Raw genomic sequence first — 14,534 nt, forward strand, 5'->3', positions numbered from 1 at the left:
AGGGCGAGAGGTTCCTAACCTCTCGATCGCGGGTTCGAATCCCGCCGTGCCCGCTACCTGCGAACAAAGTGAGCAGTAGCGGCACAAGCGGGATTCGAAGCAGGGAACGGAGCGAGCGTAGCGAGCGGAGTGACTGAGGTTCGAATCCTGTCGCGCCCGTTCCTTCGCTTCGCTCAGTCACGGGCGCGACTGGCTCCACGCTCGCTCACTCCGTTCGCTCGCGTGGATCCCGCCGCGCCCTCTCAGTCATTCCCGCCGCGCCCTCTCACCCGTCCTCCCCGAGTCGCGGGAACGACCGCCACGCCAGCCATACCGCGAACGCGGCGATCGCGAGCGTCGCGCCGGCCAGCAGCGGTCCGGGTTCGTATAAGAGGGGCGGGTGGTAGCCGAGCCCGTAATCGAGGGCGACGTTGCCGACGGCGAGCGTCAGCGCCAGCGCCAGCGCTCCGCGGGTCGTCCGGCCGAACGCGGGGAACAGCAGCGCGAGACCGACGAACAGCAGGTGCGTGCCGAGCACGCCCCAGTAGTATATCCACGCGTCGGGAGCCGCGACGTACTGCGAGACGGCGAGGTTCAGCGAGACCAGCGGCCAGAGGCCGAAGGTGACCAGCCAGACGAACGCGAGGGTCTGGAGGTACGCCAGCGGCCGCGAGGTCGGCGCGTCGTCGACGACGCTTCCGCCGGCCCGGACCGTCGGGACGAGCGCCGCGAGGGCGGCCCCGCCGAGGGCGACCGCGACCGCCGAGTCCGCGTAGAGGGGCCACAGCGGAACCGGCACCTCGCCGGCGGTCGGCGCGTAGTACCCGATCCCAACCGCGAGCATGAACGCGACGAACGCGAGCACGACGCCGAGGCTCCGAGGCGTGCCGAGCAGCTCCTCGGCGATCGCCGCGCGGACCCGCCGGCGGACGGCCGACAGCCGGAGGCGACCGAGCGCGCGGCGAACCGGAGCGTCGTCTGAGCGCGTCACGGCGTCGCTTCGGCGTCCACCGACCTAAAACCGCTCGCTCGCCGGGCGATTATCAGTCGCGGGGTTTTGCGAGACATCTTTTTTAACTGGAACGGAGTTAATACGACTATGGCAACAGAGGACGCCGAGCGCCCGCCCCAGTCGCCCGCCGAGGCGGCCGGAGCGACGCCGGCGTCCGACCCCGCGGAGACGGCCCGCCGGATTCGGGCGGCCGCGGCCGTCGGCGAGGTGGTTCGGGACCTGTGTTCGGTCCGGTACGACCTCGACGAGGTCCCGGTGTGTAAGGGGTACTACACGTGGGACGACTACCGCGACGAGTACTTCCTCGACGACGGGGGGAATCCCCCGACCGACGAGGCGGACGACCCCCTCGAATTCACTCACGAGGACAAGACGGAGGCGCTCGGATTCGACCCCGACCGGACCGAGGAGCTGCTCGGCGCGGGCGAGAGCGCCGCCGCCGAGCTCGCCGACCTGGTCGACGAGCGCACGGTGAACGTCAACCCCGAGGTCGACGAGGACGCGTTCTTCTCGACGGCCGCGGGCGACACCACGCTCGCGAACCGGTACGACCTGGAGAAGGCCGTGCCGATGCCGAAGAAGCGCCACTTCCGCGAGACCGAGCGGTACTGGGTGAACGAGCCGTACGCGTTCGTGATCGTGTTCCGGTCGACGAAGGAGAACGAGGTGAAGTACTACGCGGTCCAGCCGTACCGGACCGAGATCGAGACGGACCTCGTCGAGTTCCTGACGGGGAAGCTCCGGACCTCGATCAAGTACGCCGACGAGGCGATCGCCGGCGGCGACGAGGCGTTCCGGAAGGACGTTATCGTCGACGAGGCGCTCACGCTGCTCGACCGGTACGACCTCTACGAGCGCGAGGACGGCGGCCGCGGGGTCGTCGACGACCTCGTCGACGGGGCGGTCGAGCGGTTCGGCTTCGACGTCACGGAGGGGATCGCCGCCCGGATCACGCAGTCGCTCGGCTACGAGCCGCCCGCCGAATCGCCGTCCGAATCGGGCCCGACGAGGGTCCCCGCGCGACCCGAGCCCGCGGTGCTGGCGGAGGACTCGGAGACCCTCTCCGAACACCAGGTCGAGAAGCTGCTGTACTACCTCAAGCGCGACTTCATCGGGTACGAGCGGATCGACCCGATCAAGTACGACATCAACGTGGAGGACATCTCCTGTGACGGGTACGACTCCCCCGTCTTCGTCTACCACTCCGACTACGAGCAGATCATTACCAACGTCTACCACGGGACCGACGAGCTCGACGACTTCGTCGTGAAGCTCGCCCAGCGCTCGGGCAAGGGGATCTCGAAGCGGCGCCCGCAGGTGGACGCCACGCTCCCGGACGGCTCCCGCGCCCAGCTCACGCTCGGCCGGGAGGTGTCGGACCACGGGACCAACTACACCATCCGCCAGTTCAACGAGATCCCGTTCACGCCGATCGACCTGATCAACTGGAAGACGTTCTCGCTCGACGAGATGGCGTTCCTCTGGCTCTCGATCGAGAACCACAAGAGCTTGATCTTCGCGGGCGGCACCGCCTCCGGGAAGACGACGAGCCTGAACGCCGTCTCTCTCTTTATCCCCTCGAACGCGAAGATCGTCTCGATCGAGGACACCCGCGAGGTCGAGCTCCCCCAGCGCAACTGGATCGCCTCCGTCACCCGACCCTCCTTCTCCGACGACGACAAGGGGGACATCGACGAGTTCGACTTACTGGAGGCCGCGCTCCGCCAGCGCCCCGACTACATCGTGATGGGCGAGATCCGCGGCGAGGAGGGCCGGACCGCCTTCCAGGTCATGTCGACCGGTCACACCACCTACACCACCTTCCACGCTGACACCGTCGGCGAGGTGCTCAAGCGGTTCACCACGGAGCCGATCAACGTCTCCAAGACGATGTTCACCGCCCTCGATCTGGTCTCCGTCCAGACCTCCACGCGGGTCCAGGGGAAGAAGGTGCGCCGGAACAAGTCGCTGACCGAGATCAACCACTACGACGCCGAGAACGACGAGATCAACGTCCAGGACGTGTTCCAGTGGCAGGCCGAGACGGACGAGTTCCTCCAGATGGGCGACTCGAACACGTTAGAGGACATCATGTTCGACCGCGGGTGGAGCCGCGAGACGCTGAACGCCGAGCTCCGGAAGCGCCGGGTCGTGTTAGCCTACCTCATCGACCGCGGGCTCAACAGCTACGCGCAGGTGGCCGCGACGTTCCAGGCGTTCATCAACGACCCGGAGACGGTGCTCGCGCTGATGGCTAACGAGGAGCTGGAGCGCTCGCTGGAGGACCTCCGGGAGATGGAGTCCGTCCTCATCAACGTCGACCGCGACAAGGAGGAGATGGTCCCCCGGCCGGAGCCGGACGAGGCCGGCCGCGCGGAGGTCGAGCGGATCCTCGACGAGGCCGAGGACCTGTTCGCCGAGTACCGCGGTCGGATGCCCGACTCCGTCGCCGACGCGCTGCTCGACGTGGCCCCCGCTCGCGACGTCGAGGCGACGCCCGACGCCGCCCACGAGACGCTCGCGGAGACGGCCCGGGAGGCGGCCGCGCTCGCCCCCGAGGCGGCCGGTCCCGAGCGATCGGACGCGAGCGCGGACGGCGAGGAAGCGAGTGCGGACGGCGAGGACGCGACGAGCGGCGAAGCGGCGGCCGAACCGGTCCCCCGCGACGACTTCGAGGGGATCGCCTCCGTCACTCCCCTCGACGGGGACCCCCGAATCGGTCCGGGCGATCGGGGCTCGGACGCGGACGGTCCCGATACGAGCGGCGAAACCGGCGAGAGCGACGGAGCCGGCGACGGCGACGGGATCGACTTCGACGAGCCGTTCGAGGAGGGGGTCGACGTACTGGATCCGGCCGCCGACGAGAGCGGGGCGTCCGACGCCGCTCCCGGCGAGCGTGACGCGGCCGAATCGAAGCCCGAAGCGGGGGACGACCCCGACTCGGACGGCGACGCCGAGAGCGAGTCCGACGGCGACTGGGGGTTCGGCACCGTCGAGTCCCCGGAGGAGGGGTAACGCCGTGTCCCGGGCGAGGTGGACCGCGTGAGCCTCGATACGGGGGTCGGCGACGGCTCCGCCGACGGCGACGCCCTCGGCGAGCTGTTCTATCCCGTCTTCGAGCTACTGTTCGACCCCGACGGCGACTTCGTCGGGGACGTCGAGCGAAAGCTCGCGGAGGCGCGGATGCCGGACCAGGTGGAGATGTACGTCTCCCGGGCGCTCGGTGCCGGGCTGCTCGTCGGCGGCCTCCTCTGGGCGCTCGGCACGCTGATCGGGTACGGCGTGTTCTCGCTCGGGCTGATCGACCCGAGCGCGCTGTCGCTGGGCATGCCGGCGCCGACGCCGGCGATCCGGGAGCTGTTGCGGTCGCTGGTCGTGCCGACCGCGGTGCTGCTCAGCGGACTCATTTTCGGCTCGATCGGGTTCGCGCTCGGGTTCGGCGGCGTCGTGGCGATCCCCTACTCGCGGGCGTCCTCGCGGAAGCGCGAGATCAACCTCCTGCTCGCGGACTCGGTGTCGTTCATGTACGCGCTCTCCGTCGGCGGGCTCAATCAGCTGGAGATCCTGCGCGCGATGGCGACGGCGGAGGACACCTACGGCGAGGTCTCCCGCGAGTTCCAGAGCATCGTCAACGAGACGGAGTACTTCGGGACCGACTACCGGAACGCGATCCGTCAGCAGTCGATGGAGACCCCCTCCGACGAGCTCTCGCAGTTCCTCGCCGACATGCTCTCGATCGTCAACTCCGGCGGCGACATGGAGAGCTTCCTGAAGGACAAAAAGGAGAAACACCTCCGCACGTCGAAACAGGAGCGCGAGATGACCCTGGAGACGCTGGAGCTGTTCGGCGAGATGTACATGACGCTCTCGCTTTTCCCCCTGCTTCTCATCATCATCCTCGTGATCATGGGGATGATGGGCGAGGCCGACGACCGGCTGCTGTACGCGACCGTCTACGTCCTGATCCCGCTGACCGGGATCGGCTTCCTCGTGCTCGTCTCCACGGTCAAGCAGGACGAGCCCGGCGACGGCTACCTCCATCCCGACGGAGGAAGCGAGCGCCTCAGGCAGACGAGCCAGGAGGGACTGCTCCACTTCGGGCTGATCGAGGGGTTCGTCGGCCGTTTCGGCGTCTTCGACCGGATCCGCGACCGCGAGGGGACGTACAAGACGAAACGGATCGTCTCGGCGCCGCACGTCTTCCTGCGGGACAACCCGCTGTACACGCTGGCGCTGACCGCACCGGCCGCGGTCGCGATCGTCGCCGTCGCCGCGCTCACCGGCAACGCGCCGGCGACCTTCGACGGGTGGGTGGACCGTCCCGTCTGGTCGACGTTCGTCTGGGTGTACGTCCCGGCGTACCTCGTCATGGTCCCGCTCGCGACCTTCCACGAGTGGAGCCGGCGGTCGAAGCGCGCGATCACCGGGAAGCTCTCCGAGAGCCTCCGGAAGCTCTCCTCGGCGAACGACACCGGACAGACGCTCCTCGAATCGGTCCAGACGGTCGCGGAGACCTCCACGGGGCAGCTCGCCGAGGAGTTCGAGGTCGTCCACGCGAAGGTGAACTACGGGATGAGCCTGCGCGACGCCCTCGTGGAGTTCAACAACAAGTACGCGGTTCCACGGCTCGCTCGAACGGTGAAGCTCATCTCGGAGGCGCAGGAGGCCTCCTCGCAGATCACGGACGTGTTGACCACGGCGGCGCAGGCGTCCGAGAACCAGGACGACATCGAGCGCGACCGCGTCTCCCGGACCCGGATGCAGGTGGCTATCATCGTCATGACGTACGTCACCCTGCTCGGGGTGATGGCCATCCTCCAGACCCAGTTCATCGACGTGATGGGCGGGCTCTCCTCGCAGGCGGACGGCGGAGGCGCCGCCGGCGGCGCCGGCTTCGGCGGGGGCGGCGGCGTCGACCCCGAGGTCCTCTCGTTGCTGTTCTTCCACGCGGTGACCCTACAGGCGCTGCTCTCCGGGTTCATCAGCGGCTACATCCGGAACGCCGACATCGTCTCCGGGGTCAAGTTCGCGGTGGTCCTGATGACGCTCGCGCTGGGGGTGTGGATCTATGTCGGGTGAGCCGCGGGGGCCCGCTTCCGGGTCGAGCGAGACGGCCCGCGCGCAGACCCCGATCGACTTCGCCGTCGGCGCGAGCGTCTTCCTGCTGACGCTGGCGTTCGTGGTCGCGTTCACCCCGACGCTGTTCGACCCGTTCACCGCGGCCGAGACCGCCTCGCCGCTCGTGAGCGATCGCGTCGCGGCCGGGATCGCGGGCGACGTCCTCGCTGCGTCGCCGGCGGAGCCCGGGGTACTGTCGCCCGCCTGTACCGTCGCCTTCTTCGAGTCGAACGAGAGCCTCGCGACGGACGCCGGTTGCGACGGGGTCACGGAGAGCCCCGCCGACCGCTTCGGGACCGACGGCGACGTCCTGGTCGTGATCCACGCGCTCGGCGAGACGCGTCCGAGCGGGAACGCGTCGAGCCTCTCGGTCCGGACCCGCCACGGAACGTTCGAGGACGTCGAACTCTCCCGGTCGACGGACGAGGCGGGCGCGACCGGGGGCGACGACGTCACCGTCTCGCGTCGACTCGTCTCGATCGACGGGACGCAGTACCGGCTCACGGTGCGGGTGTGGTGACCGTGTTCGGGAGCGACGACCGCGCGCAGGCGCACACGCTGGAGGCGTTCGCGGCCGCGATCCTGCTCGTCGCCGGTCTCGTGTTCGCGCTCCAGGCGACCGCGGTGACGCCGCTGTCCGCCAGCACCTCGAACCAGCACATCGAGAACCAGCAGCGCGCGGTCGCGACCGACCTGCTGGCGACGTGCGCCGAGAGCGGGGCACTCCGGGAGGCGCTGCTCTACTGGGACCCCGAAGACGAGCGGTTCGCGGGGAGCCGCCCGGAGTTCGGCACCTACACCCGCGGCGGGCCGCCGAACGGGTTCGGTGAGGCGCTGAACCGCACCTTCCTCGACAGGAGCGTCGCGTTCAACGTCGAGGTCCGCCACGGCGACCGGAACCGGACCGCGATTGTCGATATGGGATCGCCGAGCGATAACGCCGTGACCGCGACCCGGGCCGTGTCGCTCCCGGACGACGCGAACCTGACCGCGCCGGGGTACGAGGAGACGACGCTGGAGGGATTGACCGCCGGGGACGATCCCGGATCGTTCTACGCCGCCCCCGACGCCGACGGCGCGGTGTACGACCACGTGGAGGTGCGCATCACCGTATGGCGGATGTGAGCTCCCCGCCTCCGGCGAGAGGCGGGAGAGGCGGGTCCGAGGGCGACGGCCGGTTCCGCGACGCCGACCGCGGACAGCTCCTGCTCGTCGCGGGGGTGGTCATGGCTGTCTCGCTGGTGACGCTCGTGGTCCTGTTGAACGCCTCCATCTACAGCGAGAACCTCGCGACTCGCGGCGTCGAGGCAGCCGACGGCGAGGCGCTGGAGGTCAGGGCGGCCGCGGTCGAGGGGACGGGGACCGTCGTCGACGCGGCGAACCGCGACGCCACGAACGAGACCACGCACGCCGAGGTCAGTACGGCGGTGAGCGACGGGATCGCCGCCCTCGACGAGGACCTCCTCCGCACGTACGCGGGGAGGGGAGGGACGCTCCGTCTCGAGACCGACGCGTCCGCGATCCGGGACGGGAGCCGGATCGCCGACGACCTCCCGGGAACGGTGAACGAGACGACCGTCGCCGGGGGAGTCACCCGGACGCGGGGGTTCGTGCTCGACGTCGACGCGTCGACGCTCGCGGAGACGAACGCGTCGACGGCCCGCGAGGAGGCGTTCCGCGTCGCTCTCAACGTCTCTGGGGGCGGGAGCGACGAGGTATACGTCTACAGGAACGAGTCGGCGACCGACGCGGTCACCGTCGCGGTCGGCGACGACGGCGGGACGCCATCCGTCCTCTGTGAGGTCGATCTGAGCGGCGACGACCGGGTCGCAGTCGACCTCACCGGCGAGCGGCTCGGCGGCGAGTCCTGCCCGGGGCTCTGGCCGACGGGGCTCGTCGACTCGGGGGACGCGTACGACATACGCGTCGAGAACGGCGACGCGGCCGACGGCGAGGTGACCGCGACCGTCCTCCCGGCGTCGGGCGACGTCACCTCCGACTTCGACGCCACGGCCGCGGCGTACGACGCGGCGATCGACCTCCGATACCGGACCGCCGAGCTCCGGTTCGAGACGACGGTCCGGGTCGCCCCGGGTGAGCCGGATGCGTGACCGGACCGGCCGCGACGGGCGGCGAAGCGGTCGGCTCGACCGAGGGAGCGACCGCGGCGGTGCGCCCGTCGGAGGCGGCTTCCGTGCCGACGACCGTGGCGTGAGCGTCGCGGTCGGGTACGTCCTCACCCTCGCGATCGGCGCGGTCTTGCTCTCGGGGGTCGTGATCGGCGTCGGCGGCGTCGTCGACTCCCAGACCGAACGGACGATCGACGGCGAACTCGAAGTCGTCGGGGAGACGACCGTCGCGAACCTCGAGAGCGTCGACCGCCTCGCGCGTGCGGCGCACGAGGACCGACCGTCGTCGGGCATCGACCCGACCGTCTCCGTGATCGTCGACCTCCCGACGCGAGTCGCCGGCATCCCGTACCGGATCGAAGTGGGGAACGAGAGCGTCACCCTCCGGACCGACGCCCCGGCGGCGAGCGTCGAAGTGACACATGCCGCGCACCTGGACGTCGCCCCGACGAGCGTGCGGGGCGGCCCGCTCCGGATCGCGTACGTTGACGACGGGACCGGCGACGCCGAACTGGAGGTGACGGAGCGGTGAGCCGGCGTCGTCAGTCGACCGTTTCGATCGGCGGAGCGGACGCGTTCGCGAGTGACGACCGCGGCGTCAGCGACGTCGTCGGGTACGTCCTCGTGTTCTCGCTGATCACGATCACCATCGGGACGGTGTTCGCGGTCGGGATCACCGGCTTGGAGGACCGGCGAGCGGCCGAGCAGGTCGCGAACGTCGAGCGCGCGTTCGACGTGTTCGACGACAACGTGCGGGACATCCAGCGGTACGACGACCCCGGTCGGTCGACGGAGATCCGGCTCAGCGGCGGCGCGCTGTCCCTGTCCGAGACGACGACGGTGACGCTGACGAACGGGACCGGCGACGTCGTGCTTCGGCGCGAGCACCGGTCGCTGACGTACGCGAACGGCGACGCGACCGTCGCGTACGAGACGGGCGCCTGGTTCCGCGGCGACGGCGACGGTGCGGTGATGCGCTCCGAGCCGCGGTTCGTCGCCGCCGACGGTCGGACCACCCTCCCGCTCGTGCTGTTGTACCCCGTCGGTGACCCGACCGTGCGCGGCGACGGGACCGTGCAGGTAAGCGCGAGCCGACGTTCGACCACCGGCTTCGACTACACCGAGGCGAATGACGGCCCCTATGAGCTCCGGATCGACTCGACGTACGCGGACGCGTGGGAGCGGTACTTCGAGCGGACGGACGGGTTCGACGTTAACGGGACCGCGACCGAGAACGCCGACGACGCCGTCGTCGTCGGCCTGACCGAGGCCGACGACGCGCTGTACGCTCCTCGGATCGCCCTCGACGTCGCGCTGCGTCGCTGACGGGACGCCGTTCGGAGGGTCGACGCATAGTATAAGCCGACGGCGCCGCTCCGTTCGGCCATGACCGAGGCGTTGTACCTCGCCGACGACACGGTGACGACGTTCGAGGCGACCGTCGAGCGGACGCTCGACGACCGGGTGGTCCTCGACCGGACGGGATTCTACCCGACCGGGGGCGGTCAGCCCCACGACACGGGGACGCTCCGCGTCGCTGACGAGGGGAGCGACGCCCGATGGCGGGTGGTCGACGTCGAGAAGACGGACACGATCTACCACACGCTCGCACCGGTGGACGGCGACGGGGGAGACGACCCCTCACCGCCCGAGCCGGGAACGGTCGTGGTCGGCGAGGTCGACGCGGCGCGTCGGGCGGCCCACTCGAGGTACCACACCGCCCAGCACCTGCTGTCGGCGCTGCTGCTCGACGAGTTCGACGCGCCCACCACCGGGAACCAGCTGTACGACGATCACGCGCACCTCGACGCGGCGTACGACCGCTTCGACGAAGCGGACCTCGACCGGATCGAGACGCGACTGAACGAGCTCGTCGCCGACGGGCGTCCCGTGACGAGCTCCCTGCTGGACCGCGCCGAGGCGGAGGCGACGCTGGACCCCGAGCGCACGCGCATTCACCTCCTCCCCGATTCGATCGAGGAGATCCGGATCGTCGAGATCGGCGCGGCGGGCGCGGACGAGGCGAGTCCGAAGGCCGACGCCGACCCCTACGACCGCACCGCCTGCGCCGGGACTCACGTCGGCGACACCGCCGACATCGGCGAGGTCGTCGTCACCGGCCGGGAGACGAAGGGGAGCGACGAGGAGCGCGTGCGGTTCGCGCTCGCCGACCACCTCGACCGCGAGGAGTAACGGGTCCGGCGACGCGCCCGTTCGTTCGCGATCCCGCCGTTTATATACGATCCGTGGCTGGGTTCCGCCATGAAGTTCTGCGACGAGTGCGGCTCGATGATGAAGTCGGGCGAGGGCGAGGACCACTGGGTGTGCGACTCCTGCGGCAACGAGATCGGACGCGACGACGGCGACGACGAGTGGACCACGGAGTCGCAGGTCGAGTCCGAGGTCATCGACGTGAGCGACGCCGAGGACAAGGGGCTTCCGCAGACGACGGCGCACTGCCCGGAGTGCGGCAACGACCGCGCCTACTGGTATATGCAGCAGATCCGCTCGGCCGACGAGTCCGAGACCCGCTTTTTCGTCTGCACCGACTGCGAGCACAAGTGGCGCGAAGACGACCACTGACCCGCCTCAAGCGGCTCCTCGCGACCCGTCGGACCCCGCCGCGTCATCGCTCCGATCCCTCGCCCCGCGACCGCTTTTAATTACCCTCCCGCCGAACGGCGACCATGGACCCGCCCGTCTCGCCAGCCGACCGCCTCGACGGCTGGCGACGCGTCGCCGAGACGACGGACCGCCCGTTCGCCGCCGGCCCCGTCTCGGTGACCGCGAGCACGGTGCGGTACGAGCGCGCGGACGCGACGGCGCCCCGGCCCTTCTGTTTCGCGAGCCGCCTGCGGATCCGCCCCGAGACCGCACCGAACGCCGCGCTCACCCGGCTGGTCGAGCGCGAGGCCAGGTCGGGGTTCCGCGACCGGCTCGCCGAGCGCGACATCGAGGCGGTCGAGCGCCGCGGCGACCGCGAGATCGCGGTCGACGACCCGGCGGGATCGCGCGCGACGCTCTGGACGTTCCGCGGCGACTGCCGGATCGAGGCGGACGACGGCAGTGACGACCGCGATGTCCCGGTCGAGGCGCTGCTCGCGGTCTGGGCGACGGACGAGTACCTCCTCGCCGGGGGCGCCTACCCGCTCGCCGCGGACGCGTACCCGGCCGGTCGGAGCGCCGAGGACGCGCGGCGGGAACTGCTGGGAATCGTTCGCGGCGTTCGCTCGCCGCCGCGCGAGGAACGCGACGATAGGTAGCGGAACGCGCGGCGCGCTCCGCCTCAGCAGTCCGCGGTGCCGGCGCCCGACTCGATCGGCGGGCCGTCGTCGCGGTACTCCGCGTCGTCGACCGCCCCGCCGAACATCGGGAGGTTGAGTTCGTACGCGTACAACACGTCGAACGCCGCGAACGGGTCGACCCCGTTCGCGACGGCCTCGCGCGCGGTGAGACGGACGCCCGCGGCGAGCGTCACGACGGGGTCGTCGTCGAGGGTCCCGGCCGCCTCCAGCCCAAACTCGTTGCCGGCGGCGGGATCGGTCAGCACGGAGAGGTGGACGATCGCGTCGATCGTCGCCCCGGTCTCGCCGATCGAGATCGGGTAGCCGTCGCCCGCGAAACAGCCCGTCGGCGACGCCGCGGCGCCGCCGGGCGCGTCGCCGTCGGCACCGCCCGGAGCGCCGCCGTCCGTCTGTGTCGCGCCGTCGCCCGCCTGCGCCGCGCCGACCCCGACGGCCGCACCGCTCGCGGCGAGCGCCGAGACGAGGAGGAGCGCGGTCGCCAGCGCGGCGAGGCGGGCCGCCGAGTGACCGGTCATGGATCCGAGGTACGAGGGACGCACCTAAAATTTCGCCCCTCGCGCTATCCGATCTGATACTCGGGGCGAGGCGCCGTCACGGTGAGCCGAGCAGCCCCTCGACGAGCAGCTCGCCGGAGGCGACGTTGGTCGCCAGCGGCACGTCCTTCACGTCGCAGACGCGCAGGAGCGCGGAGATGTCCGGCTCGTGGGCCTGCGCGGTGAGCGGGTCCCGGAGGAAGACGACGCCGTCGATCGCGTCGTTCGCGATCATCGCGCCGATCTGGAGGTCGCCGCCGTACGGGCCGGACGCCTGCCGGTTCACGGCGAGGCCGGTCTCCTCGCTGATGCGCTTCCCCGTCGTCCCGGTCGTCACGAGTTCGCAGTCGTCGAGGGTCGCGGCGTGTTTCGTGACGAACTCGACCATCTCGTCTTTCAGCTCGTCGTGAGCGATGAGCGCGATGCGCATGGGACGACGTTGCCGCGTCGCGATTTAAAAACTCGCGTCGCCGCAACGGGGGAGCGGGATGGGACGACGAGCGTCTTCGCCGGACCGGTTCACTTGAACCGGAACGTCTCCAGGTTCTTCGGCGCGAACGTCCGCATGTTGTAGTCGTGGTACAGCGCCGACGAGAGGTCCTGGACGGAGCGCTCGTCGCCGTGGACACAGAGCACCTTCTCGGGGCGCGGGTTCATCGTCTTCACGAAGTTCTCTAACCCCTGCCGGTCGGCGTGGCCGGAGAAGCCGTCGACGACCTCCGTCCCCATCTCCAGGGTGAGCGTGTCGCCGCGGCTCCCGCCGCCCCAGCCGTCGACCGGGATCTCGTCCCAGCCGTTCTGGATCCGGCGGCCGAGCGTCCCCTGCGCCTGGTAGCCGACGAAGACGAGATTTGAGTCCGGGTCGGGGCCGATGTGGCGGAGCCACGACATGATCGGGCCGCCCTCGATCATCCCGGAGGTGGAGATGACGATACACTCGTCGCCGTCGGCGACCTCCTGTCGCTCGTCCTCGCCGGCGTCGATGTGGTTGAACTGGTCGGCGAGGAACGGGTTCTCGTCGTCGTGGAAGATCCGGTCGCGGAGGTCGTCGCGGAGGTACTCGGGGTAGGTCGTGTGGATCGCGGTCGCCTCCCAGATCATCCCGTCGAGGTGGACGGGCATCTCCGGAATCTCGCCCTCGCGCATCGCCTCCTCTAAGACGAGCATGATCTCCTGGGAGCGCCCCACCGCGAACGCGGGGATGACGACCTTCCCGCCCTGCTCGTACGTCTCGTTGATGACTTCCTTGAGCGCCTCCTCGGAGTCGGCTTGGTCGGTCTGGTAATCGTCACGACCGCCGTAGGTGGACTCCAACACGAGCGTCTCGACCCGCGGGAAGTCGTTGACGGCGCCGTTGAACAGGCGGGTGTCCTCGTAGTGGATGTCGCCCGAGAAGGCGACGTTGTAGAGCCCGTCGCCGATGTGGAAGTGGGTCACCGCGCTGCCGAGGATGTGGCCCGCGTTGTGGAAGGTGAGCTTCACGTCGGGCGCCACGTCGGTGACGTCGCCGTACTCCAGCGGGATGGTGTGTTTGATCGCCTCGCGGACCTGCGCCGACTCGTACGGCGGCGTCCGCCCCTCCTTGGCGGCGACATCGAGGTAGTCGAGCGTGAGCAGGCCCATCAGGTCGCGGGTCGGCTCGGTCGTGTAGATCGGGCCGTCGTAACCGTACTTGAAGAGGAGCGGGACCAGCGCCGAGTGGTCGAGGTGGGCGTGCGTCAGGATGACCGCGTCGAGGGTCGCCGCGCCGGCGCCCAGCGCCTCGGGCACTTGGAGGTACGGCACCTCGCCCTCCGCGCCGGGCTTGTCGCCGCAGTCGATGAGGATGCGCGTCTCGGGCGTCGAGAGGATGAAGGCGGCGCGGCCGACCTCGCGGCAGCAGCCGAGGGTCGTGATCCGGACCCACTCGTCGTCGGACATCTCTTCGCGGTGGATCTGTCGCCCGACGCGTTCGAGGATGTCGCGGCGCTCCTCGCGCTCGTTCTTCAGGAAGCCGCGGACGTTCGAGACGGTGGAGGACTCGATCGGGGGCGTCCGAACGACCTCGGGGGTCCAGCCGACCTCTTGGGTGATCTCGCGGAGGGTCGAACCGCGGCGGCCGATCACCATCCCGGGCTTTTCGGCCTCGATGACGACCTCGCCGGTGTCCTCGTGGAAGTCGAGGTCGGTCACGCCGGCGTCGTCCGGGATCACCTCCCGGACCTCCTCCTCGGCGCGGGCCGGCGGGGAGAGGGCGCTCGGGTCCGGACGGACCGTGATCCGCTTCCGAAGCTTGGAGGCGAGCCGGCGGATGAGGTCGCCGTCGCCGGCGAACTCCTTGGGGTCGCGCGTGTACACGACCAGCTCCGGTCCCTCGTACTTCACGTCGGTGACCGTGATGTCGTTCGGAATCTCCTGTTCGATCTCTGATTTCAGGGTATCGAGTTGCTTATCGACTTGACTCATATCTCACCGCGGG

14 protein-coding genes are annotated in these 14,534 nt (G+C 69.9%); 10 read left to right on the top strand and 4 right to left on the bottom strand.

Annotation, left to right across the window (positions count from 1 at the left end):
* Positions 1-265 precede the first annotated feature (265 nt).
* Positions 266-970 (bottom strand): DUF1405 domain-containing protein, encoded by a 705-nt coding sequence (locus SD626R_RS01215; RefSeq protein ID WP_092562359.1) that lies wholly within the window; start codon positions 968-970, stop codon positions 266-268.
* 108 nt (positions 971-1,078) lie between these two features.
* Between SD626R_RS01215 and SD626R_RS01220 the strand changes: the two genes are divergently transcribed.
* The 10 genes from SD626R_RS01220 to SD626R_RS01265 all read left to right on the top strand — a co-directional run bounded on the left by SD626R_RS01220 (position 1,079) and on the right by SD626R_RS01265 (position 11,501).
* Positions 1,079-4,006, top strand: a complete 2,928-nt coding sequence (locus SD626R_RS01220; RefSeq protein ID WP_241996631.1) for an ATPase, T2SS/T4P/T4SS family — start codon at positions 1,079-1,081, stop codon at positions 4,004-4,006.
* A 27-nt stretch (positions 4,007-4,033) separates the two neighbouring features.
* Positions 4,034-6,070 (top strand): type II secretion system F family protein, encoded by a 2,037-nt coding sequence (locus tag SD626R_RS01225; protein WP_092562488.1) that lies wholly within the window; start codon positions 4,034-4,036, stop codon positions 6,068-6,070.
* Entirely contained in the window at positions 6,060-6,629 is a 570-nt protein-coding gene (locus SD626R_RS01230) for a DUF7287 family protein (RefSeq protein ID WP_092562362.1), read from the top strand. The genes SD626R_RS01225 and SD626R_RS01230 overlap by 11 nt, the downstream gene beginning before the upstream one ends.
* Positions 6,623-7,234 (top strand): DUF7288 family protein, encoded by a 612-nt coding sequence (locus SD626R_RS01235; protein WP_394324689.1) that lies wholly within the window; start codon positions 6,623-6,625, stop codon positions 7,232-7,234. The genes SD626R_RS01230 and SD626R_RS01235 overlap by 7 nt, the downstream gene beginning before the upstream one ends.
* The gene (locus tag SD626R_RS01240; RefSeq protein WP_092562365.1) at positions 7,222-8,220 is read left to right on the top strand and encodes a DUF7261 family protein; all 999 of its coding nucleotides are present in this window, start codon (positions 7,222-7,224) and stop codon (positions 8,218-8,220) included. Before SD626R_RS01235 ends, SD626R_RS01240 begins: the two co-directional genes overlap by 13 nt.
* Positions 8,213-8,770 (top strand): DUF7266 family protein, encoded by a 558-nt coding sequence (locus tag SD626R_RS01245; RefSeq protein WP_241996630.1) that lies wholly within the window; start codon positions 8,213-8,215, stop codon positions 8,768-8,770. Before SD626R_RS01240 ends, SD626R_RS01245 begins: the two co-directional genes overlap by 8 nt.
* Positions 8,767-9,564 (top strand): DUF7289 family protein, encoded by a 798-nt coding sequence (locus SD626R_RS01250; protein WP_092562368.1) that lies wholly within the window; start codon positions 8,767-8,769, stop codon positions 9,562-9,564. Before SD626R_RS01245 ends, SD626R_RS01250 begins: the two co-directional genes overlap by 4 nt.
* A gap of 60 nt (positions 9,565-9,624) precedes the next feature.
* Positions 9,625-10,431 carry an alanyl-tRNA editing protein gene (locus tag SD626R_RS01255; RefSeq protein ID WP_092562371.1) on the top strand — a complete coding sequence of 269 codons (807 nt, stop codon included), beginning with the start codon at positions 9,625-9,627 and terminating at the stop codon, positions 10,429-10,431.
* 69 nt (positions 10,432-10,500) lie between these two features.
* Complete coding sequence (locus tag SD626R_RS01260) at positions 10,501-10,821, top strand: transcription factor S (RefSeq protein ID WP_092562374.1); 321 nt, start codon at positions 10,501-10,503, stop codon at positions 10,819-10,821.
* A gap of 104 nt (positions 10,822-10,925) precedes the next feature.
* Positions 10,926-11,501: a DUF6517 family protein gene (locus SD626R_RS01265; RefSeq protein ID WP_092562377.1), complete on the top strand. Its 576-nt coding sequence runs from the start codon at positions 10,926-10,928 to the stop codon at positions 11,499-11,501.
* Positions 11,502-11,524: 23 nt separating this feature from the next.
* Here the strand turns inward: SD626R_RS01265 and SD626R_RS01270 are convergent, their stop codons facing one another.
* From SD626R_RS01270 to SD626R_RS01280, 3 genes are all read right to left on the bottom strand, one after another.
* Positions 11,525-12,058 (bottom strand): DUF7332 family protein, encoded by a 534-nt coding sequence (locus SD626R_RS01270; RefSeq protein ID WP_092562380.1) that lies wholly within the window; start codon positions 12,056-12,058, stop codon positions 11,525-11,527.
* Between the two features lie 76 nt (positions 12,059-12,134).
* Positions 12,135-12,506 (bottom strand): methylglyoxal synthase, encoded by a 372-nt coding sequence (locus tag SD626R_RS01275; protein WP_092562383.1) that lies wholly within the window; start codon positions 12,504-12,506, stop codon positions 12,135-12,137.
* Positions 12,507-12,595: 89 nt separating this feature from the next.
* The gene (locus SD626R_RS01280) at positions 12,596-14,521 is read right to left on the bottom strand and encodes a beta-CASP ribonuclease aCPSF1 (RefSeq protein WP_092562386.1); all 1,926 of its coding nucleotides are present in this window, start codon (positions 14,519-14,521) and stop codon (positions 12,596-12,598) included.
* Positions 14,522-14,534: the final 13 nt, after the last annotated feature.

Source organism: Halorubrum sp. SD626R, assembly GCF_001261915.1.
Classification (GTDB): domain Archaea; phylum Halobacteriota; class Halobacteria; order Halobacteriales; family Haloferacaceae; genus Halorubrum.